The sequence below is a fragment of the uncultured Parasphingorhabdus sp. genome, from assembly GCF_963975555.1.
In the GTDB taxonomy this organism is placed as follows: Bacteria; Pseudomonadota; Alphaproteobacteria; order Sphingomonadales; family Sphingomonadaceae; genus Parasphingorhabdus.
In genome coordinates, this window is record NZ_CAXBHH010000004.1 from 19,193 (window position 1) to 41,909 (window position 22,717).

18 protein-coding genes are annotated in these 22,717 nt (G+C 56.0%); 4 read left to right on the top strand and 14 right to left on the bottom strand.

What is annotated here, in order from left to right:
* Positions 1 to 112: 112 nt before the first annotated feature.
* Positions 113 to 628: a hypothetical protein gene (locus AAC060_RS09935; protein ID WP_339825609.1), complete on the bottom strand. Its 516-nt coding sequence runs from the start codon at positions 626 to 628 to the stop codon at positions 113 to 115.
* A gap of 5 nt (positions 629 to 633) precedes the next feature.
* Positions 634 to 1,752, bottom strand: coding sequence for a hypothetical protein (locus AAC060_RS09940; protein WP_339825611.1), 1,119 nt, complete (start codon positions 1,750 to 1,752; stop codon positions 634 to 636).
* Between the two features lie 179 nt (positions 1,753 to 1,931).
* Here AAC060_RS09940 and lexA point away from each other — a divergent pair, with 179 nt between their 5' ends.
* The gene (lexA, locus tag AAC060_RS09945; RefSeq protein ID WP_339825613.1) at positions 1,932 to 2,624 is read left to right on the top strand and encodes a transcriptional repressor LexA; all 693 of its coding nucleotides are present in this window, start codon (positions 1,932 to 1,934) and stop codon (positions 2,622 to 2,624) included.
* On the opposite strand, the gene AAC060_RS09950 is transcribed toward lexA, so the two are convergent.
* On the bottom strand, positions 2,618 to 4,870 hold the full coding sequence (locus AAC060_RS09950) for a ComEC/Rec2 family competence protein (RefSeq protein ID WP_339825614.1): 2,253 nt from the start codon (positions 4,868 to 4,870) through the stop codon (positions 2,618 to 2,620). The two genes, lexA and AAC060_RS09950, sit on opposite strands and share 7 nt — an antisense overlap.
* Before the next feature lie 69 nt (positions 4,871 to 4,939).
* Between AAC060_RS09950 and gltX the strand changes: the two genes are divergently transcribed.
* The gene (gene gltX, locus AAC060_RS09955; protein ID WP_339826319.1) at positions 4,940 to 6,343 is read left to right on the top strand and encodes a glutamate--tRNA ligase; all 1,404 of its coding nucleotides are present in this window, start codon (positions 4,940 to 4,942) and stop codon (positions 6,341 to 6,343) included.
* A gap of 27 nt (positions 6,344 to 6,370) precedes the next feature.
* A complete protein-coding gene (locus AAC060_RS09960) occupies positions 6,371 to 7,654 on the top strand; it encodes a citrate synthase (RefSeq protein WP_339825616.1) in 1,284 nt (427 codons plus the stop codon).
* Between the two features lie 48 nt (positions 7,655 to 7,702).
* On the opposite strand, the gene AAC060_RS09965 is transcribed toward AAC060_RS09960, so the two are convergent.
* From AAC060_RS09965 to AAC060_RS09980, 4 genes are all read right to left on the bottom strand, one after another.
* Positions 7,703 to 9,091 (bottom strand): HAMP domain-containing sensor histidine kinase, encoded by a 1,389-nt coding sequence (locus AAC060_RS09965; RefSeq protein ID WP_339825618.1) that lies wholly within the window; start codon positions 9,089 to 9,091, stop codon positions 7,703 to 7,705.
* On the bottom strand, positions 9,088 to 10,128 hold the full coding sequence (locus AAC060_RS09970) for a hypothetical protein (protein ID WP_339825621.1): 1,041 nt from the start codon (positions 10,126 to 10,128) through the stop codon (positions 9,088 to 9,090). The genes AAC060_RS09965 and AAC060_RS09970 overlap by 4 nt, the downstream gene beginning before the upstream one ends.
* Before the next feature lie 69 nt (positions 10,129 to 10,197).
* Positions 10,198 to 11,403, bottom strand: a complete 1,206-nt coding sequence (locus AAC060_RS09975; protein WP_339825623.1) for a hypothetical protein — start codon at positions 11,401 to 11,403, stop codon at positions 10,198 to 10,200.
* Positions 11,404 to 11,529: 126 nt separating this feature from the next.
* Positions 11,530 to 11,838, bottom strand: a complete 309-nt coding sequence (locus AAC060_RS09980) for an Hpt domain-containing protein (RefSeq protein WP_339825625.1) — start codon at positions 11,836 to 11,838, stop codon at positions 11,530 to 11,532.
* 69 nt (positions 11,839 to 11,907) lie between these two features.
* On the opposite strand from AAC060_RS09980, the gene AAC060_RS09985 reads away from it, so the two are divergent.
* Entirely contained in the window at positions 11,908 to 14,244 is a 2,337-nt protein-coding gene (locus AAC060_RS09985) for a hypothetical protein (RefSeq protein ID WP_339825627.1), read from the top strand.
* Between the two features lie 2 nt (positions 14,245 to 14,246).
* On the opposite strand, the gene AAC060_RS09990 is transcribed toward AAC060_RS09985, so the two are convergent.
* The 7 genes from AAC060_RS09990 to nuoL are packed head-to-tail and all read right to left on the bottom strand — an operon-like array spanning position 14,247 to position 22,684.
* Entirely contained in the window at positions 14,247 to 14,531 is a 285-nt protein-coding gene (locus AAC060_RS09990; protein ID WP_339825629.1) for a DUF1467 family protein, read from the bottom strand.
* Positions 14,532 to 14,537: 6 nt separating this feature from the next.
* Positions 14,538 to 16,178 (bottom strand): ribonuclease J, encoded by a 1,641-nt coding sequence (locus tag AAC060_RS09995; RefSeq protein WP_339825631.1) that lies wholly within the window; start codon positions 16,176 to 16,178, stop codon positions 14,538 to 14,540.
* Positions 16,175 to 16,957, bottom strand: coding sequence for a type III pantothenate kinase (locus tag AAC060_RS10000; protein WP_339825633.1), 783 nt, complete (start codon positions 16,955 to 16,957; stop codon positions 16,175 to 16,177). Before AAC060_RS10000 ends, AAC060_RS09995 begins: the two co-directional genes overlap by 4 nt.
* A gap of 15 nt (positions 16,958 to 16,972) precedes the next feature.
* On the bottom strand, positions 16,973 to 17,686 hold the full coding sequence (locus tag AAC060_RS10005) for a biotin--[acetyl-CoA-carboxylase] ligase (RefSeq protein ID WP_339826320.1): 714 nt from the start codon (positions 17,684 to 17,686) through the stop codon (positions 16,973 to 16,975).
* Positions 17,683 to 19,137 carry an NADH-quinone oxidoreductase subunit NuoN gene (nuoN, locus tag AAC060_RS10010; protein WP_339825635.1) on the bottom strand — a complete coding sequence of 485 codons (1,455 nt, stop codon included), beginning with the start codon at positions 19,135 to 19,137 and terminating at the stop codon, positions 17,683 to 17,685. The genes AAC060_RS10005 and nuoN overlap by 4 nt, the downstream gene beginning before the upstream one ends.
* Positions 19,137 to 20,675: an NADH-quinone oxidoreductase subunit M gene (locus AAC060_RS10015; protein ID WP_339825638.1), complete on the bottom strand. Its 1,539-nt coding sequence runs from the start codon at positions 20,673 to 20,675 to the stop codon at positions 19,137 to 19,139. Before AAC060_RS10015 ends, nuoN begins: the two co-directional genes overlap by 1 nt.
* On the bottom strand, positions 20,675 to 22,684 hold the full coding sequence (gene nuoL / locus AAC060_RS10020) for an NADH-quinone oxidoreductase subunit L (RefSeq protein WP_339825640.1): 2,010 nt from the start codon (positions 22,682 to 22,684) through the stop codon (positions 20,675 to 20,677). The genes AAC060_RS10015 and nuoL overlap by 1 nt, the downstream gene beginning before the upstream one ends.
* Between the last annotated feature and the right edge of the window lie 33 nt (positions 22,685 to 22,717).

Genomic DNA, 22,717 nt, shown 5'->3' on the forward strand with positions numbered 1-22,717 from the left:
CGATGTTTTCTGAACTGGCTTCGACTTACCGACCACCGATTTGAGCGTTGCCGCAATGGCGGCTTCGTGTTCCTTGATGAACTCTTTGAGTTCGCCCGTTTCTCGGGCTTCTTTAAGTGCGGTCGTAGACCCTTCGTCTAGCTTCATTAATCATCACCACACGATTATCCATCAAATCAAAGCGTGCATTAGAAGTTTTGAGTGCGTTTATTTTGCCATTGGTATCGTCAACGAGAAGGCGAAGAGTTGCCAATCCCTGGACATATTCGTCAACATTTCCCTGACCAACCACCTGCGAGAGGCTTTGGCTGGCAGCAGCGTGTGCAGCGATTGCTTGACGAGCTTCCCGCCTTGCATCTGTCAATCCCTGACCATCAAGAACAGTATCTGCCAATTCTGTGATACTAGCATCAACTTTCGCGCCAGTGGCGGAGAAGTCTTGGATTGCTGATAGATATTGCTGTTGCAACGATGCTTCGGTATTAACTTGCACGGTCGCGTAATAAGTAAATACTGCAGCAAATAGCCCACCCAAAGCGGCGGTCACAAGCGCGCCCACTGCGAGTTTGACGTTATGCACGATTTGATCGCGCGTAAGTCGTGAGTTAGGTATGGGTGCGGAGGCCATGTTACCTATTTGCTCTCTTTATGGCCAGATTTCAAGACCGCTTGAGTTGTCATTTTCGCATCCCTTATCGCCCGGTCGCACAATTGACTCGATTGATCGAGTCTCTCATGGCCCAATGCAATTGCCATCGAGTTAACGCACTCTTGAACCTCAGTGTGACTGCTTATGCCACCTCCGACTGTTTTTAATTTGACCGTCACACCTTGATCGACGACCGCCTGAGAATCGCACCCTGCGAGTGGGAAAAATGCCATCAATGCGAGAGCGAAGGGGCCGAATGATTTAACAAACACTTCCCCTGGAGATTGAATATCAATCTGAACTTCTGCCGCCAAGGAATCATCAAGTTCCTGCAAACCCAACTCAAAAAAACTAGGCTTCACGTCATTGGTTGGATTTGTCATTTCAACCGAATTGCGAAGAACGTCAAAGCCATTAAGCCATGTGGAAACAACAGCATGATCTTCTGCTGTGAATCGCAGCTTAGAAGTTCGAAATTCACTTACATAGTCACCACGGAAAATAAAATTTCGATACGCGAGCTTGTAAATTTCCTCGTGAAAGCTCCGTTTTAACTGGAAAAATGCCGTTTGAGTGTGGAGAGCTCTAATCATCTCTTCGCTCAATAACCGTTTAGGAGAAGCGCTTCTCCATTTAACTCTCCGGCCAAGATAAACATACTCGGTTTCGTCATCGGTCGCCGAAATTTGCTGAAAATCACCCGCGTCATCAATAAGTTCGCCGATCAAAACGTCTTTGTCATACCCTTCAGCAGGAACGACAATGAGATCTCCCCGCTTAGCCTCAAACAGCAACGCCTTTAGGAAACCAAGTCGCGTTTTGTCGCCACGACCTACACCTTCTGTTCCTACATGCTGGTTGCCCCGCGCACGACTTTCTAATTCCCTGCTCCAACGATCATCAGCAATAATCTCCAGAATTTTATCTTCGTTCCAGTCCTCTTCTTTGTACGGAATGTCTTCAAGGCCTCGAATGTCTAAAAAAACTGCCTTTGCGTTTCGAACTTGATTGTAAAAACGATAGGTTTTGCCGGGTGAGCACTTGAACACTCTGTGGTCGTCCGCAATTATAAACGCATCTAGTTCAACAATTATATCGGACATTCGAATCTTCCCCCAACTGAGGGATCGATATCTTACACTGATACTAAATAGTCAATCTTAGCTTAGTTTAGGAGCGGTTGAGCTAATTACCTATGCAGAGAGACAATCACTTCCCGCTTGACTTCCCCCGTTTTGTTTCTTAATTGTTCTGTATTCGTTCCCAGAACAGGACACTGGACATGCTCACGCAAAAGCAACATGAATTGCTCTGTTTCATTGATGACAGGCTCAAGGATAGCGGCGTTTCCCCCTCGTTCGAGGAAATGAAGGAAGCCCTCGGGCTCAAGTCCAAATCCGGTATTCACCGGCTGATCAGCGCGCTCGAGGAGCGGCACTTCATCCGCCGCCTGCCCAACCGGGCGCGCGCTCTGGAAGTGTTGAAACTGCCCGAGGGCGGTTTGCACGAAGCGGAGCCCTCCAATGTTGTATCGCTGCACCCGGACACACCGGTCCGCGAGGTCATTTCCAATCCTGCTCCGGCTGCCAATAATGACGTGCTGGAAATCCCGTTGCACGGACGGATCGCCGCTGGCGCTCCGATCGAGGCAATGGAAGGCCAGTCGGCGCTCAGCGTCCCTGCTGCCCTGCTCGGCCCCGGCGAACATTATGCCCTGGAAGTGTCCGGCGATTCGATGATCGACGCAGGCATTCTCGATGGCGATTATGCGCTGATCCAGAAAACCGAAGTCGCGCGCGACGGCGAGATTGTCGTCGCCTTGATCCATGAGGAAGAAGCGACGCTGAAATATCTCCGCAAAGAGGGCAGAAGCATCCGCCTCGACCCCGCCAACGCCGCCTATGAGCCGCAGATTTACGGCGAAGGCGAAGTCCGCATTCAGGGCAAGATGGCCGGATTGCTGCGCCGTTACTGAACGGTTTTCTTGACGGTAGCCTTCCGCGCGTCAACCTTTCTCGCGCCGCCCGTCCTCGCATCAGCCTCTCCGGATCGGTAGCGGGTCCAGTCATGCCTGCCTGTCCTTTCTAGTGAAGTAGAGATTTTCTGCTGCTCCAGATCAATCGTCATGCCTCCCACGCGAGACAGCAGGTCCCGATCTGCCCTGATCCAGCGCGGCTCACAGCTTTCCGGTAACCATCGGTCGCTCACCACGATATCGGCACGGCGACAGGCTGCAGACAGAGCCAGAGCGGAAATATAATGCGAGCTGCGAGTGGCCATAACCAACCATTTCCGCCCCTCATTATCGATGGTGACAAGACAAGCGTCGCTATTGCATTCGGCATTGGGCCAGTCTTCGAGCGCCTGCGATTTCCCCTCCACTCCGGCATTTTCACGGATCATGTCGCGAATGAAATCTCCGCCACTGGTGCGGAGCATCGCCAGCTCCCCCTGATCGTTTCGGATGCCGACATGGCGGCCGTCGCCGGTGATATAGATATCCGGTGCGCGGTTGGTGATGATCAGCAAGGCTCCGACTATAGCGGGGATCAATCCGAGATAGCGCCATCGCTCTCGCCACAGGCAAATCCACAGGCCAGCCAATATCACCAGTCCGAACGCCAATACCGGCATCGACGGCAGCATCGTCACCGCGCCTGGGCGGGAGGAAACAAAATGGGCGAGCGCGATCAGACTGCTCAAGGCCTGTTCGCAGAGCCACCAGACGGGCGCGCCTAGACCGATACTGTCCAGCAGCAAAGCAAGCGCCTCCAGCGGCATGATCACGAATGTTGTCAGAGGGATAGCGACGATATTGGCCAATGCGCCATAAAGCCCTGCCTTGTGAAAATGATATAAGGCAATCGGCATCAGGACGACTTCCACCACCAGGCCTGTCAGAAACAGCGAAAATATGAAACGACCGAGTCGGCGGATCAAAGGTTCGTCGCGCAGCATCACCAGCGCCTTGATCCGCGGATGCTCGTGCAGCGCGATAATCGCGGTGACCGCCGCAAAACTAAGCTGGAAGCTCGGCCCGACCAGCGACTCGGGCCAGAAGACCAAGACGAACAACGCGCCCGCCGCGACCATCCGCAGGGTGATCGCGCTGCGCCCCATCATCAATGCGACCAGCGCCAGCAGGGCAGCGACGCAGGCCCGGATCGTCGGCACTTGCGCACCAGTCATCAGCGTATAGGCGACCGCCGCCAGCGCCGCGCATCCCGCTGCCACTATCGGCAAGCGGAACCGCAGCGCCAATAACGGCGACAAGGCGAGCGACTTGAGCACCAGCAAATAGATTGCGCCCACAACCGCCGTGACATGCAGCCCGCTGATCGAGAGCAGATGCGCCAGACCGCTACGCCGCATCGCCTCGGCATCCGCTTCATCGATGGCACCGCGATCCCCGGTGGCCAAGGTTGCGCCAATCGCCCCGGCAGCACCGGACATTTGCGACTGAACATGCGCGGACAGCTGCTGGCGATAGCGCGACAGCGCAAAGAGCGGATCGGCGCGCTGCAATATCCTGATTTCTCCCAACGCCTGCCCGGTCGCGCCGAGCTCCTGAAACCAGGCGCGTTCGGAGAAATCATAGGCTCCGGGCAGCGCCGGCATCGCCGGTGGCATCAAGCGTGCGCGCAGCTGGATCAGGGCACCGTCCTGCAAATCCGGATAGGCCTGATCAAGCGGCACATTGACCCGGACCTTTGGCGGCAAACCGGAATTTTCACCGGTATCCAGCATCAGCCGGACCATATTGCGCGCCAACACCGGCTCGACCCGCTCAATCCTGGCATTGAATGTGGTGACAATGGGCCGGTCCAATACCGGCGCGGCGACGCTCCACGACCGGAACCCGATCAAGGCGCAGCCAATGGCCGCCAGCAGCGCGAACCAGAAAAGTGCCTTCCCGGCTCTCGTATCTCGTCCCGTCATGACGGCAAACAGGGCAATCCCGCAGCACAGGCTGATAAACGCCATCGACCAGGCGGGATTAGCGAGAACATACCAGGACGCGATGCCGCAACCGAGCGCCACCGGCACCCATAAGGGAAGCTGATCCCGCTCCTTTTCCATTTGTATTTCAATCAATTTGGAGAGTTGCGCGCCACGCCATGAATCAGGCAATTGTCGCGGATCGAACAGCGTGCTAAGGGCGGTGCCGATCAAACCGGTACCGGTGCCAGTGGTGCTATTCGGGCTCGATCCATCCCGCATTTCAAAAATCTATCACAGGGACCATCAAGCGTGAATTCAAATGATGCTGAACAGCCGAAAGAGACAAATATGGTCGTAACCCGCTTTGCTCCCTCCCCGACCGGATTCCTGCACATTGGCGGTGCCCGTACCGCGATGTTCAACTGGCTGTTTGCCCGGCACCATGGCGGAAAAGCGCTGCTGCGCATCGAAGATACCGACAAGGCGCGCTCGACCCAGGAAGCGATTGATGCGATTTCCGAAGGGCTGGAATGGCTGGGTCTCGACTGGGATGGCGAAACGGTGTTCCAGTCGGAACGCGCCGAACGCCATGCCGAGGTTGCCCATGAACTGCTGGCGTCGGGCAATGCCTATAAATGTTTTGCGACCCCCGAAGAACTGACCGAAATGCGCGAAAAGCAGCGGGCCGAGAAAAAGCCGATGCGCTATGACGGCCGCTGGCGCGAGCGCGACCCATCGGAAGCTCCGGAAGGTGCGCCGTTTGTGATTCGCCTGAAAACCGAAACCGCCGGCAAAGTGACCATCGCCGACATGGTACAAGGCGATGTCTCGGTCCAGAATGGCGAGATTGACGATTTCATCCTGCTGCGCTCCGACGGTTCGCCAACCTATATGCTCGCGGTCGTCGTCGATGATCATGACATGGGCGTCACCCATTTGATTCGCGGTGATGATCATCTCAACAATGCTTTCCGCCAATTGGCGCTGGTCCGGGCAATGGGCTGGGCCGAGCCCGTTTATGCGCATATCCCTCTGATCCATGGCAATGACGGCGCAAAATTGTCGAAGCGCCACGGCGCGCTGGGCGTCGAGGCCTATCGCGACATGGGCATATTGCCAGACGCGATGTTCAACTATCTGCTGCGCCTCGGCTGGGGCCATGGCGATGACGAGATCATCTCCCGGGCGCAGGCTATCGAGTGGTTTGCGCTGGAAGGCGTCGGTAAATCGCCTTCGCGCTTCGACGCGAAAAAGCTGCAAAATCTCAACGGTCAATATATGCGCGAGGCCGGTGATGCGGACCTCGTGCGGCTCGCGACGCCATGGATCGAACAGGAATTGGGCACGTCCTTATCGACTTCAGACAGCGATTTGCTGGGCCAGGCGATGCCGGTTTTGAAGAGCCGGGCGAAAAATCTGATCGAATTGGCCGGATCCAGTCTTTTTCTCTTTAAAAAACGCCCACTTGGCCTCGACGAACGGGCAGAAAATCTGCTAGACGCTGACGCACGGACGCTGCTTAAATCGATTCACCTTGGCTTGACTGATCTGGAAGACTGGACACTCGAGGCAACGGAAGAAGTCATAAAAGCGATCGCGGAGTCTGCCGAACTGGGATTGGGAAAGCTCGCACAACCTATGCGCGCCGCACTGACAGGAAGTACCAGTTCACCCGGAATTTTTGACGTCCTGATACTTCTTGGTAAAGAAGAATCATTAGGCCGTCTTGCAGATCAAATAGAAAAAACCTGATTTTTCAGGAGCAGAAAGGACAATATCGTGGGCGATAACGCAAAATTCAGCATCAACGGCGACACTCATGAATATCCGATTCTGACGGGCACAGTGGGCCCCGATGTTGTAGATATTCGTAAATTATACGGCCAGACCGGTGCCTTCACCTATGACCCCGGCTTCACTTCGACCGCTAGCTGCGAGTCCGAGCTGACCTTCATCGATGGCGGCGAAGGCGTATTGCTGCACCGCGGCTATCCGATCGAACAGCTAGCCGAGCAGAGCAGCTTCATGGAAGTTGCGCATCTCTTGCTGCGTGGCGAATTGCCGACATCGGAAGAATTTGCCGATTTCAACAACACGATCACGCGTCACACCATGGTGCATGAGCAACTGCGCGGTTTCTATCAGGGCTTCCGCCGCGACGCTCACCCGATGGCGATCATGTGCGGTGTGGTTGGCGCATTGTCAGCTTTCTATCATGACAGCACCGACATCAACGATCCCGCCCAGCGGATGATCGCCAGCCACCGTCTGGTCGCGAAAATGCCGACAATCGCCGCCATGGCCTATAAATATTCGATCGGTCAGCCGTTCGTCTATCCCGACAATGAATTGTCCTACACCGGCAATTTCCTGCGCATGACATTCGGCGTTCCCGCCGAGGAATATGAAGTGCATCCGGCGATTGAAAAAGCCATGGACCGGATTTTCATCCTCCATGCCGATCACGAGCAGAACGCCTCGACCTCGACCGTCCGGCTTGCCGGTTCTTCGGGTGCCAATCCGTTTGCCTGCATCGCGGCCGGCATTGCCTGCCTCTGGGGCCCTGCCCATGGCGGCGCCAATGAAGCAGCGCTCAACATGCTGAAGGAAATCGGCCATCCCGATCGCATTCCGGAATATATCGCGCGCGCCAAGGACAAGGACGATCCGTTCCGTCTGATGGGCTTTGGCCACCGCGTTTACAAAAATTACGATCCACGTGCATCGGTGATGCAGGAAACCGTGCGTGAAGTATTTGAAACGCTGAAGGTCAAGGATCCGGTCTTTGATGTTGCCCTGAAACTGGAAGAAATGGCGCTCAACGATCCCTATTTCATCGACAAGAAGCTGTTCCCGAACGTCGACTTCTACTCGGGTATCATCCTGTCCGCGATCGGTTTCCCGACATCGATGTTCACCGTATTGTTCGCCCTTGCCCGCACCGTCGGCTGGGTCGCTCAATGGAACGAAATGATTTCCGATCCAGGCCAGCGCATCGGTCGTCCGCGTCAGCTGTACACAGGTCCGGCCAAGCGCGACTTTGTCCCTATCGACAAGCGGTAGAGATAATAAACATTTATAGAAGAAGGGGAGCCTCTGTGCTCCCCTTTTTTATGGCTCTTTTCGGTCGGGAAGCGCCAGGGTGAAGGTTGAACCTTTACCAGCCGCGCTCGCTACGGTCAGACTTCCGCCCATGGCATGAGCCAGTCGACGCGAGATAAACAGACCCAGTCCGCTGCCGCCATCGCCAGACCGGCCAAGCCGTTCGAATTTCTCGAAAATCCGGCCCTGGTCTTCCGCAGCAATGCCGTCGCCCTGATCGGTTACCGAAATCCGCGCGAGTTCTTCGCCGGCAGAAACGCGCACCTTGATCACCGAACCGTCGGGCGAATAGCGGATGGCGTTACCGATGAGATTGACGAGTATTTGCAGCGACCGGCGAAATTCGCCACGGGCAGGAAGCTTGTCGCTTTCCTTGGGCAGGTCGATCCTGATTTGATGATCAGAAGCCTTTACCGCCAGCAAACCCGCCGCGCGGTGCGCCAGATCGACGAGATCGATATCATCAGGAGCAACCGTAAATTCGGGCCGTTCAATAGCCTCGAGATCGGACAGATCATTGACCAGATCCAGCAAATGCCGGCCGGCCGATGCGATATCCTTGGCATAGCTGGCATAGTCACCCCGCAAAGGACCTTCGAGCTTGCTGCTGATCGTTTCTGCGTTCGCGATGATCTTGCCAAGCGGCTGGCGCAAGGCCGGACCAAGCTGGGACCCGAACAGACTGTCGCTGATCAGTTTTCCGGCCACGGCCTTGGCGTCTTTGCCGCTTGTCTCCGGATCATCCGGCGTTGCCGTAAAGCGGTAGCCAGCGAAAATGCCGCCCTTGTCTATCAATGGTTGCCCTTGCAGCACGAACAGACGCTGGCTCCCGCCTTTCTCGCGCACCCGCTGATTACGGATCGGTTGCCGCTCGGCCACTGATTCGAGCAATCTCGCGTGGGCCGAAGGGGGAATGACATCATATATATCGAGCAAGGACTGACCAATAGCATCGGAAGCCTGCCCAGCTTCGACGGGCATTTGCTGGGCGATGATCCGCAGAGCCGCATCGGTTCTGATCGCTCCCCGCCCTTCCAACCGGTCAAAATCACGTTCGCGAGCGGAATCTATTTTGCCCGTGTCATCATGAGGGCGCTCTTTCCAGTCGATAATGGCCAGGCTGAGCTGCTGGTCTTTTTCTGACGAAACCAACCGGGTTTCGACCCACATATCAATCCGGCAGTCATCATCCGATGCCTGTGCCGCTCGCGACAGATTCATCCCCAGTCTGCGACTGATCCGGCACAATTCCGCCAATTCTGGTACCGCCAATGCTCCGCCTTCAGCGCCACCGCTGCGCAGGTGCAGCCGCATCAACAGCGGATCGGCGGACAAAAGCATGCCGTCGAAATCCACTTGCCCGCGCACCGGTTCGGCCAGTTTGCCTGATCCCGTCATTTGCCCCGATCACCCAGACTGTCGTCGGCGAGAACCCGTTGCGCGTTCTGGAAACTATCGGGTGCGGCCCAGCGCGATGCCAGAGCTAGCGACCGGTCCCGGTCGGTCTCTCCATAGGTGGCTGCGGTGAGAATATGGTCGCCGTCATCAAGAGCAAAAAATACCGACAGGGCCTCCTGCACAGGGAAATCTGCCGCACGCATGGCGACGACAAGCCGTGCCATATCCGGTTCGGCCGTGAAGGTCACAATCTGATCGCTGGTCAAACCTGTCTGTCTGGCCAGTCGCGCAATGAACAGGGACAGACCATCTCTCATCGGATGCGGAATATGGTCCTCCGCCGTTTTCGATTGCTCGATCAACTGGGCGAGACGGTCGGCCTTGCGCGCCACGCTGGCGCTTTCGTCATGAGAGGCCAGTAGCCGCTCGGTTGCCGTCTGCAATTGCAGACCGGGCAAGCCGGAAAGCCGGGCGAGCGAGGCCGTTACGGGCCAGGCAAAAGCATATGCGATTTCAGCGGGCAAATCGGCCAGACTGGCGGATATCTCGCCGACCGCGCTGGTGGTTTTCGATTGCGCTACCAGCAGGCCCATGGCGGCTTCGGCAATCACCGGATCGTCATGATCGAGGTGACGGGTCAACGTCGCCTCAAGATCCGCTTGCGAAATCTTCTGCAACAATCGCGCAGCCAGTTCGCTTTGCTGTGCTTTGACAAATAGATGCTGGACGATTTCCACCGTCTTGAGCAAACCGGAATTCTCGAGCAAACGAAAGCTCTGACCTGCCCCGCCTGCCGCAATCTTCACGAGTGTTTCCTGCGTAACGCCAAGCTCCTGGGTCACTATCACGCAGATACGCGCTTCGATCTGGCCGATCACACTGCGCAGATATTGCCGCGCATTGGACCGCATCCGGTCATTAAAAACCACATTGGTTCTGGGAAACAGCGCCTGAGCAAAGTCCTCTGCAATGAACGTAGCTTTATCAGCCATTGCAGAAGCATGCCGGATGATATCGTTATTCATCGTCTCGTTCATCGAAAAACTCGCTGTGCCATAGCCTGTCCGTACCCCAATGTGGTTAACAAGCCGCTAAGCGGGATTCGGCTATTGGCCCCGCAAGGCAGGTTTCTCCGGCGAATCTTTGGTCAGATATCGATCAAGAACGAGAAACAGACCGGTATAAAGTGCTGCGCCATAAAGGCCGTATGGAAACGCGCCAAAAATAGTGGCCAACAGCAAAACGAGCAAGATCAATCGCATATCCGGCTTCATCAGAGCCAGACGGCGATTGAGGGTTCCGGCCCTCGAGAGAAGCAGGTGGGCGGGCAACAAGAATGCGATCACTAGATTTGGCGCCAAAGTCGGTGTAACAGAGGCTTTCACCAGAAGGATCACCACAGCAGTTGCCGCGAGAAATTCCAGCGCCAAACGGGTCCAGTCCCTTACAGTCACCACACTGCCAAATTGCACCATTGCTGCGCGCATATATTGCGCCACGCTGCCGGCAAAAAGCAGGATCAGCGATGCAACGGCATAACCGAAAGCAGCCGTCAGAATTGCGCCAGCCCCTGCTGTCAGCGTAAATATGCCAAGATATTGTGGCGCAGCCTTTTTCTTCCAAAGCCGTGGAAGACTGCGTTTCACCAAAGGATGTAGAAGAAAGCGGTTGAGGAAATTACTGCCTTTGGCGGGCATGTCTCTCAACTTGCGCCGGGTAAATTGCTCCGCACTGATTTCGCTTTGCACATGCGCAATTGCCCCGGCGCCCATTCTGCGATCTGAAATAATCGCACGCGGACAATCCGCCTGCACCGCCGTTCTCAGCAAGGCAGAGCCGACCTCCCAGTCATCCGGGATATCGATCAAGGCGCTCAGGCGCGAGGTGTTGAGCGAGACAATACCCAGCCAGCGCTGGTTGAGGTCAATCCGCTCGAACTCCTGATATTCGTCCCCGTGCAACACGGTAAACAGCAATTCCTGCGGTTCCCCGCTCAATTGTTCAACAATCTCTGCATTGGGCAATATGCCGTCGGCGATATAGATTATGTGATCCTGATCGGTCGCATATTGTACCAGATCACTGGGGGTGCGGACATATTCCGCATCCAGTCCCTGCTGTTTCATCGCATCGATCTTCTGCAACAAAGCGCCATGCGTCACGGGGCAGAGGAAAATAAATTTTTCGCAACCGAAGCGCTGCGCGGCGCGGATCTGCAAGTCGAGCAGAGTGCCGTCGAATAACGGCAGCAAAGCAATCGGGCCAGTCCCCTCGAGATCGTCTTTTGCTAAGGAAATCAGTGCCAGTTTCACGAATATTTGGGTCCCGGTCGATGAATAGGAAGGTTGTTCCTGTCCATAGATGGTGGCGCCCGAACATGCCAATCGATAATCCGGAGAAGTGGGTGCAGTTGGGCAGTTATTACGCCAGAAAGGAACTCAGTCCCGATGGACCTCGACTTCGGAAACTGCACGTTGCAATTTCCGCAATATCACCGGATCGCCTGGCGCCGAATGAGCGGCTTCATCGGCTAGATGCAGAATCTTGGTCGCAGAGAAACTGGCAGCAAGCCCCTTCAGACGCCACGCAGCATATTCCCAATTGGCATCGCAACGCGCTCGGCTCAGAAGATCGACTTGCCGTCTTGCGCTCTCGAGAAACGCCGCGCGGAGCTCTGCAATGAGCAACTGGTCGTCGCCTACTGCAGCCGTCAGAGCGGCATCCAAAGCTCCATAATCAAATGACATTTTTGTCGAATACACCCGATATGGTTAACTTATAGTTTATATGATTCGATATTGTGTTAAATAGCATTCATGACAGGTGAAAATAAGATAATCGGGATGTGGCGCGATCGGGATGAAAATCCTGACAGCGAACAGGCAGAAGCAACCGCAAACATGGCGAGTGATGCGCACGGTCCGGAAGCGGAACAGCAAGATTCAGCTGAAGAAATCCAGCAAGATAGCGAGAGCCTGTCGGACGACAGCTGGAGCCATTATACTGATGAAGTGACAACTGCCCCGGCCCGATCGCAATATATACCAGTGTTATTGCTGGCTATTTCCGCCCTCGGCTGGACCGGATTTTTCTTCTGGGCCAACCGCGATATTTTCACCGCGATACCATCTGCCAAGGCCGGGATAGACCTGATCACCCAATGGTGTTTGCCGATTGCCACGCTGGGCGTCGGCTATCTGCTCTACATGCGCAACAGCAGCAAAGAGGCGAATCGCTTCAACGATGTAGCCTCCTCGCTGCGCGCCGAGTCCGAGTTGCTCGAAGCCCGACTGAAAACGGTCAATAACGAACTCAGCGTTGCGCGCGAGTTCCTGAGTCACGAAAGCCGCGAACTCGAATTCCTCGGGGACAAATCTTCTGTCAAACTGGTCAATGCCGCCGAATTGATGAGAAGCTCGCTGGAAGACGGTCTCGGCAAAATGGTGAAGCTCGATCAAGTCGGTGAAGCCGCTTATAAAAATCTCGAGCAGCTGCGCGACCATCTGCCGGTGGTCATCAACACCGCCAAGGACGTAACCAATCAGATCGGTAATGCCGGGCGGACGGCCCAAACCGAAATGGCTGCCATGGTTTCGATCCTCAGAAAAATCGGGGAAGTCGGCGCCGGAGCCAAGAAGAGCCTCGATGAACTGACGGACAAATCGGTCCTCTCGGTTGAAAGTCTCGCGGCCGAAGCGGAACGAATCAAAGCGAGTTTGATGAAACAGCTCGATGACGCCGGTGCCGGCTCGGCCGAACTGGCGAACCTGTTGGAAAAAACGACAGCAGAAACCATCGAAGCGCTGCGCAAAGCACGATCCGATCTCGCTTCCGAAACATCGGAATCAGCGCTGGTGATGCGTGCAGACCTCGACGCTCTCGAAGCGGCTCTGGCAAGCGCCGGCAAAGTCGCTGACGGAGAAGAGCTGCGCTTGAAAGCGCTGGCGGCGACGCTTGACCAAACCGTCTCCGAAATCTCTGACAACCTCAAAAAGCTCGACAACGAAAGCGGCGACAAGACGGCGAATCTGGCCTTTGCAATGGCCGCGATGGAACAGAATAGCGCCGCCCTGCAGCTTTCGCTCGAAAGTGGCCATGGTGTCGCCGATGGCATGATCGAACGTATGGAACGCCTACTGGTGGCGCTTGATAGCAGCGCGCGGGAGATGGACGAAACCCTGCCCTATGCATTCGAGCGGGTCTCGGAGAAATCCAAGGAAAGCCTGGCTCTATATGGCCAGATCGCCAGCGAAGCGAACAAGGCGCAGGAAGACGCTGAAAAAATAGCGGAGCGCATTGCGCAAACCGACCTGTCGATCAGCCAGCAGCAGGAACAGATTCAGAAATTGCGGGAAGAGGGAGACGTTGCGGGCCGATCGATTGTCGACCAGATTGCGGCAATTTCCAAATCGCTCGAAGAAATCCGCGAGCAGAATGAATCTCTGGCAGAAAGCGCCGGCGAGAAGCTGATCAGTGCCCTGTTGCGGGTCAAGGACACAGCGAAACAGGCTTCCGAACATTCGCGCGAAGTGCTCGAAAAGTCGATTGCCGGCTCAACCGAAACCTTCGAAAGAGTAAGCGAAGAAGCGCTGAACCGGATCATCGACGACAAGATCGGGTCAATAGCTCCGAAGCTGGAGAAGGCTGTGTCGAGTGCGGTTGCGACAACCCAGTCGACCGCTGCCCATCTTACCGATCAATTGGCCGCCATCGAAGACATGACGACCAATCTCGAGCAACGCATCCTGTTTGCCAAGGAAAAGTCCGAGCAAAGCAGCGACGAGAACTTCACCCGGCGGGTGGCGCAACTGACCGAGTCACTGAACTCCATATCGATTGATGTCGGCAAGATTCTGTCGAACGACGTCACCGACACCGAATGGGCCGCCTATCTGAAGGGCGATCGCGGTATCTTTACGCGGCGCGCCGTTCGCTTGCTCGACAATCGGGAAGTGCGCGAAGTGCTGGCGCAATATTCCGCGAATGACGAATTCCGCGAGCATGTGAACCGCTACATTCATGATTTCGAAGCGATGCTGCGCGGCGTGCTTGCCACCCGTGACGGCAGCGCGATCAGCGTGACCCTGCTTTCGTCAGATGTCGGCAAACTATATGTCGCCCTGGCCCAGGCGATCGAGCGTCTGCGCAGCTAGGATCAGACGTCTTTCATCCGTTCGCGGCTGTTGAAGAAATCAATAGTGTCGATGCTGATCCAGCCATAGACATAGTTGAGATAGAATAGCCCGAACATGGTTGTCGCAAGCAGCGTGGTCAGCAACAATACCCGCAAGGGCCGGAAATTGGCCGGAGCGCCGTCCGACTGCCCTCTCACCATTTCCTTGCCGGTTTCATGGTGGTTGCGGATACCGATTGGCAGGATGATGAACGCGGCTGTCACCCAGAATAATACATAGATCGCGAAGACGGAGTAGAGTTGCATGACCTGCTAGGCCTCCACAGTGAGCACCGAAACGATGGGTTTTTTACCGGTCCATTCGGTCGCACTGCGACGGACGAGCAAACGAATCGCTTCGTTGAACTTGTCGATGTCGCCAACCGGCTTGGAATATTTGCCGACGATCTTGTCGACCACTTCGTCGAGAAAATCTTCTTCGTCTTCCTCGAGCGGGACGCCGTGCATTTTCAGGACCGGTTGACCGAAAATCTTGCCTTTGTGATCCAGACCGATGGCTACCGAGATCATGCCGTTATGCGCTGTCTTGCGCCGGTCGTTCAAGGTTCTGCCGTCGGCCGGGATAATTACATCGCCATCAACGACAAGTCGTCCGGTGCGTTCCTGACCCAATATCTTCGGTCCGTTGGGCGCCAGACGCACAACATCGCCATTTTGCTGGAATATAGCCTTCGGGACGCCATGATCGAGAGCGAAGCGCTCCTGGGTTTTCATATGGCGAATCTCGCCGTGAACCGGGACTAGGATTTCCGGTCTTATCCAGTCGTACATCTGGGCGAGCTCGGGCTGTCCCGGGTGACCGGAAACATGGATATGCTCCTGACGCTCGGTAATCATTACCACGCCTTTCGACGCCAGCTGGTTCTGGATCCGGCCAATCGCGATTTCATTGCCGGGAATCTGTTTCGACGAGAACAGCACATGATCGCCTTCGGAAAGCTTGATCTGGTGGCTGTCGCCGGCGATCCGTCCGAGAGCGGCCCTAGCCTCTCCCTGACCACCGGTTGCGATGATCATGACCTTGTCACGCGGCAGGCTCATCGCCTCCTGGAAGTCCACGGTCGGCGGGAAATCCTTGAGATAGCCGTTCTCGCGGCAATTCTCGATGATCCGGTCAAGCGAACGGCCAGCCACACAAAGCTTGCGCCCTGCATGGATGGCGACTTCGCCAAGAGTCTGCAATCGGGCAGCGTTGGATGCGAAGGTCGTCACCACGATGCGCGTGTCGATATCCTCGACAACCCGCATCAGGTTGCGGCGCACTTCGCCTTCCGATCCGGATGCCTTTTCGTTGAAGACGTTGGTCGAATCGCAGACCATGGCGAGAATGCCGTCATCGCCAATCTGCTTGAGCGTTTCCGGTGAAGACGGGACACCGAGCACAGGCTCGTCATCCAGCTTCCAGTCACCGGTGTGGAAAATCCTGCCATAAGGCGTGTCGATCAGCATCGCATTGCCCTCGGCAATAGAGTGCGCGATCGGCAAATAGCGGAAGCCGAATGGTCCGAGATCAAAGCTGCCCTCGTTGGGAATGATGTTCAGCTTGACTTGACGTTCCAGCCCGACTTCTTCCAGCTTGCGCCGGATCAGACCTGCCGTGAACGGAGTCGCGAACAGCGGAACATCAAGGTCGGCGGCGAAATAAGGGACCGCGCCGATATGATCTTCATGACCATGGGTCAGCACGATGCCGAGCAGATCCTTGCGGTTCTTCTCGATAAATTCAAGATCGGGGAGGATCAGGTCGATTCCCGGATAGCTGGGGTCGGCAAAGGTCATGCCGAGATCGACCATCACCCATTTGCCGTCACAGCCGTACAGGTTGACATTCATGCCGATTTCGCCCGAACCGCCAAGGGCCAGGAAGAGAAGTTCTTTTTTTGCTTTTGTCATGTAGCGTGTGTTGCTCGCTGATAGAGGAAATGCAGGCCCTGAAGAGTCAGGTCCGATTCCAGATGGTCAAATACATCTGTATGTTCGTCAAATAATACGGCTAATCCGCCGGTAGCAATGATCTTGGTCGGTCGGCCGATTTGCGCCTTTGTCCGCGCTACTAGCCCTTCGATCATCGCAACATAACCCCAGAAAATACCAATCAGCATCTGACTTTCCGTCGTGGTGCCGATTACATTGTCACTTTCGGGCGATTCCAGCGCGATACGCGGAAGCTGTGCGGTCTTTCCGACAAGAGCATCCAGCGAAAGATTAATCCCAGGGGCGATGATACCACCTTTATAGGCGCCTTCATAGTCTGCGACATCGAACGTGGTTGCCGTTCCGAAATCGATGATCACGATATCCTGCTTATATTTCTGATGCGCCGCGATAACATTGAGCACGCGGTCGGCGCCGACGCTATCGGGTTGCTCTACATCAAGGGCGACGCCCCATTCCGCCGCGCCACGGCCGGCGACAAGCGGGGTCACGCCAAAATATTTTTCCGAGAGAACCGTCAGATTGTGGAGCGCCCGCGGAACCACCGTGCCGATGATTACTGAATCAACTGCGCTCAGCTCCAGCCCTTCCAGCTCCAGCAACTGCCGGAGCCAGACAACATATTCATCGGCAGTGCGGCGGGCATCGGTTGCGATGCGCCAGCGCGCGCGAATGTCATCGCCGTCAAAAAGAGCGAACACAACATTGGTATTTCCGGCGTCGATTGCCAATAGCATCAGCGACTCTTCTCTCTATCCGATGGAAATGTCACCGGCGTGTATTTCGATAAGCGTTCCATCGGCTTTTCTCAAGCAGAGTGCGCCATCACGGGTCAGGCCGGCAAATTCGCCGGTTATTCTTTCGCCGCGATCATCACTGGTCGTGATTGCGCTGCCAACCGGATGGGCCAGCTTCTGCCATTCCGTCAGAATATGCGCAAATCCCTGATCGCGCCAGATATTTACAAAAGCGGCGAATGTTTCGGACAAATGGTCCAGAAAACCGGCAGCGTCTATGGTTGCGCCCTCGGTCGCCAGACTGGTCACTACCCTGCCCTCGACCTCGGGTTTGACCGAGATATTCACGCCGATCCCGACCACAACCTGATTTTTCACCCGCTCCAGCAGGATTCCGCAGATTTTGCCCTGCGATACCAGAACATCATTCGGCCATTTCAGGATCATTTCGGCGTCGGGAAGGAACGAACGGATAGAAGTATAGACGGCTAGTCCGGCGACAAAGGAAAGATTGGAAGGTGCCGGGTCACCGGACCGGATATCGACTATCGTGCTACAATAGAGATTGCCCGCCGGGCTCTCCCATTTGCGTCCGAGACGCCCGACTCCGCCAATCTGCTTTTCGGCGCGCAGCCAAAAGCCTTCAACGGCGCCGCCCTGCTCGGCCAGCGCCTTCAAATCCGCATTGGTCGATGCGGTTTGCCCGACCGTCTCTATGCGAATAGTCAGAAAAGAGACGCCCCGGCTGCAATCGTCACAGGCGCCATGAACGGTATCGCAAGATAGCCGAGCGGCGATACGAACAATGCCAGAACCGCAATCAGTGCATTTTCGGTCTTGTGGCCGGTGACAACAATCTCGCCAGCGGGATCATCAAAATAGATGATCTTGACGACCTTGATATAGTAAAAGGCACCAATTACCGAAGCGGCGATACCGATGACCGCGAGCGGCAACATGCCTGCTGCAACGGCGGCATCAAACACCAGAAACTTGCCCCAGAAACCGAACAGAGGCGGGATACCGGCGAGCGAGAACATGAAGACGGCAAAAGCTGCAGCAAGACCCGGGCGTGTCTGTGACAGGCCAGCGAGGCTCGACAGGGTCTCCAGAGGCTTCCCGTCTTTGTCCCGCATTTCCATAATGCAGATAAAGCTGCCCAGGGTCATCGCAACATAGATGGCGAGATAGAACATCATCGCCGAAATACCCTGTGCCGTGCCGGTAGCGAGACCGATGAGTATGAAGCCGACATTATTGATCGAACTATAGGCCATCAGTCGCTTGATGTTTTGCTGACCAATGGCGGCAACCGCCCCGAGAATGATCGAAGCCAGTGCGACAAAGACGATGATCTGCTGCCAGGCCGAAGTCTGGCCGCCAAAGGCATCTATGATCACCCGCGTGGTCAAAGCAACAGCGGCCACTTTCGGGGCGCTGGCGAAGAATGCGCTGACCGGTGTCGGCGCGCCTTCATAAACATCGGGCGTCCACATGTGGAACGGCACGGCGCTGATCTTGAACGCCAGACCGGAGAGGACAAGAACCAGTCCAATCAACGGGCCGGTTGAAAGATCACCGCTCAGCGTATCACCGATCACGGCGAAGCTGGTCGAACCGGCAAACCCGTAAACCAGAGAAATACCGAACAGCAGCATACCGCTGGCCAGTGCGCCAAGGACGAAATATTTCAGACCGGCTTCCGAGGACCTTATGTCGGTCCGGATAAAGCTGGCGAGTACATAAGCGGACAGGCTGTTCAACTCGAGACCGATATAGAGGGTCATCATGTCGGTTGCCGAGACCATCATCCCCATGCCGACGGAGGCAAACAGGATCAGGATCGGATATTCGGGCCGATATCTGCCGCTCCCCTTGAAGAAGCGCGGCGCCACCATCAGGGAGATTATCGCGGCAAGATAGACGAGGAATTTCGCCGCACTGCCGAAAGCATCCATGCGATACTGGCCGTCAAACGCATAGGCTCCGCCTTTGAATTCGGGCATATGCGCGAGCACCATCAGCAGGATCGATGCGCCGAAAAGCGCCGCTGCCGACAATATAGTAACCAGACGTGCGGATTTTTCGCCGCCCCATGCGGCAATCATCAGCAGGATCAGGCTCGAAGCCGAAAGAAAGACTTCAGGCGAAACCAGCCAAAGGGAATTTCCGATATCCATCAGTGTGCCTCCCCTTGGGCGTGGTCTTTGGCGACGGCCTTGGCCTCGCCCATTTTAAGATTCGCGTCGCCTTCCGGAGCGGCGCGGTCGATGCGCGCAACCAGCGCGCCGACGTCACCCCGGATCGGGGCCATGAAGCTTTCGGGATAGACACCCATCCACATGACAGCAGCGGCGATCGGCGCGAGCAGCGCCATTTCCCGTGCAGAAAGATCCGGCATCGCTTTGACATCCTCGTGAACAAGTTCACCAAATGCAACCCGGCGATAGAGATAGAGCATATAGCCGGCGCCGAGAATGATCCCGGTCGTCGCGACAAGCGTGACCCAGCTGCTAACCTCGTAAAGGCCGATCAGCGAGAGAAATTCGCCAACGAAACCGCTGGTACCCGGCAGGCCGATCGAGGCCATGGTGAACAGCAGAAACAATATGGCATATTTCGGCATGTTGATTGCCAGCCCGCCGTAACGGTCGATTTCGCGTGTGTGCAGCCGGTCGTAGATCACGCCGACACAAAGGAAGAGCGCAGCGGATACAAGGCCGTGGCTCAGCATCACGATGATCGAACCCTCGATACCCTGACGGTTAAACGCGAACAGGCCGAGCGTGACGATCGCCATATGGGCAACGGATGAATAAGCGATCAGCTTCTTCATATCCTGCTGCACCAGCGCCACCAGCGAAGTGTAGATCACTGCAACCATCGACAGTCCGAAGATCAGCCAGATGAATTGTTCGGATGCTTCCGGGAACATCGGCAGCGAGAAACGCAGGAAGCCGTAACCACCCATTTTCAGCAGCACGCCAGCCAGAATCACCGAACCGGCGGTTGGCGCCTGAACGTGCGCGTCGGGCAACCATGTATGAAACGGCCACATCGGCATCTTGACCGCGAAGCTGGCGAAGAATGCCAGCCACAGCCATGTCTGTGCCTCGGGTGCGAAATCATAGTTGAGCAGGGTTGGAATATCGCTGGTTCCGGCATCCTGTACCATCCACAGCATAGCTACCAGCATCACCACCGAACCGAGCAAGGTGTAGAGGAAGAATTTATAGCTGGCGTAAATCCTGTTGGCGCCGCCCCAGATACCGATGATCAGATACATCGGGATCAGGCCAGCCTCGAACAGTATGTAGAAGAGGAAAATATCCTGCGCCGCGAACACGCCGATCATCAGCACTTCCATGAACAGGAAGGCCGCCATATATTCGCCAACCCGTGTCTGAATCGATTCCCAGCTTGCACCGATACAGATCGGCATCAGGAAGACGGTGAGCATGATCAGCAGCATCGAGATGCCGTCGATACCCAGCGCCCATGCAAAACTACCGAACAGGTCGGCCCGTTCGACATATTGCCACTGCGGACCGCCAATGTCGTAATTGGCCCATAGAACCACGCCGAGACCGAACAGCACCAGCGTTGTAACAAGCGCCAGCCAGCGCGCGGCCTGCGCGTTGAGGAACAGGCAGATAATCGCTGCCAGCATGGGCAGCCCCATCATCAGGGACAGGATCGGGAAATCAAGCTGGTTCATTAGCTGGCTCCCTGCACGATAATCCAGGTCGCTGCGGCAGCAAGGCCAAGCAGCATGACGAGGGCGTAAGTGTATAGGTAACCGCTCTGGAAGCGTTTCATGACGCCGGTTCCGCTGGCGATCACCGAAGCGATGCCATTTGGCCCGAACCGGTCAATCATACCCTCGTCGCCAGTCTTCCAGAATAGCCGTCCCAGCCAGAAAGCGGGGCGGATGAAGATCAGATGATAGAGCTCGTCGAAATACCATTTGTTGAAGAAGAATTTGTAGAGCGGGCTGAAGGTTGCGGCCAGACGCGCCGGACGGTCTTTGCCATAGAAATACATGAAGATGGCGGTGCCGAGACCGGTCAGCATCGCGACGGTCGAGGACAGCTTCACCCACATCGGAACATTGTGAATTTCGTGCATCAGATGCTCGTCAAAAGCGAGGCTTCCGGCCCAGAAAGCTGCACCCTCGGCTGCTTCGACAAATTGATTGTGGAACAGGAAGCCGGCGAAAACCGCACCGGTGGCCAATACGCCAAGAGGGATAAGCATGGAAACGGGACTTTCATGAGGATGATAGCCGCCGGTCTGGTCGGCTCCGGCTTCCTCTGGTGTTTTGTGAACGCTATGCTGGATATGTTCCGACTGGATCCAGCGCGGTGTGCCCCAGAAGGTCAGGAACATCAGCCGCCAGCTGTAGAAGCTGGTCAGCAGGGCCGCGAGAACGCCGATGAAGAAAGCAAACTGGCCGACTTCGGTACCGCTGGCAAAAGCGACCTCGATAATCGCATCCTTGGAATAGAAACCGGCAAAGCCGCCTAGTCCGACAATACCGACGCCGGTAATCGCCAGCGTTCCGGCCATCATTGCCCAGAAGGTCAACGGAATTTCTTTCCGCAAGCCGCCATAATAGCGCATGTCCTGCTCGTGATGCATCGCATGGATCACCGAACCGGCGCCAAGGAACAAAAGCGCCTTGAAAAACGCGTGGGTGAACAGGTGGAACATCGCCGCGCTATAAGCGCCAACGCCAGCAGCAAAGAACATATAGCCAAGCTGCGAACAGGTCGAATAAGCGATCACACGCTTGATATCGTGCTGGACCAGACCGACCGTAGCCGCAAAAATCGCGGTGGACGCGCCGACAATGGTCACAACCATCAAAGCGACAGGGCTGGTTTCGAACATCGGGGAAAGACGGCAGACCATGAACACGCCTGCGGTAACCATGGTGGCAGCGTGGATCAGGGCGGAAACCGGTGTCGGCCCTTCCATCGCGTCCGGCAGCCATGTGTGCAGGCCGAGTTGCGCGGACTTGCCCATCGCGCCGACGAACAGCAGCAGACAGATTATCGTCATCGTATCGAGACGCATCCCGGCAAAGGTGATCGACGAACCGGCCATTGCCGGAGCGGCTTCGAGGATTTCCGGAATCGACACCGTGCCGAATACCAGGAAGGTACCAAATATGCCGAGCATGAAGCCGAGGTCACCGACGCGGTTGACGACAAAAGCCTTGATCGCGGCGGCATTGGCGCTGGGTTTCTTGAACCAGAAACCGATCAGCAGATAGGATGCAAGACCAACGCCTTCCCAGCCAAAGAACATCTGGACCAGATTATTGGCGGTCACCAGCATCAGCATGGCAAAGGTAAACAGCGACAGATAGGCAAAGAAGCGCGGCTGATCCGGATCTTCATCCATATAGCCCCATGAATAGAGATGGACGAGCGCGGAAACGGTGGTCACGACGACCAGCATCACGGCGGTCAGCGCATCAACCCGCAAGGCCCAGTCAAATGTCAGGTCGCCGGAGACAATCCAGGTCATAACCGGCACGACTTCCGCGCTGCTGGCTCCGCTCAGAAAACCGATGAATATCGGCCAGCTCAGCCCACAAGCAGTGAACAGCGCGCCCGTGGTGATGATTTTCGCCGGCACATTGCCGAGGACACGGTTACCGAAACCGGCGACGATCGCTGCCAGCAGGGGCAGGAATACTATGAGGGTGATGCTGTTCACGAATTAACCTCGTCGCCCCAGCGAAGGCTGGGG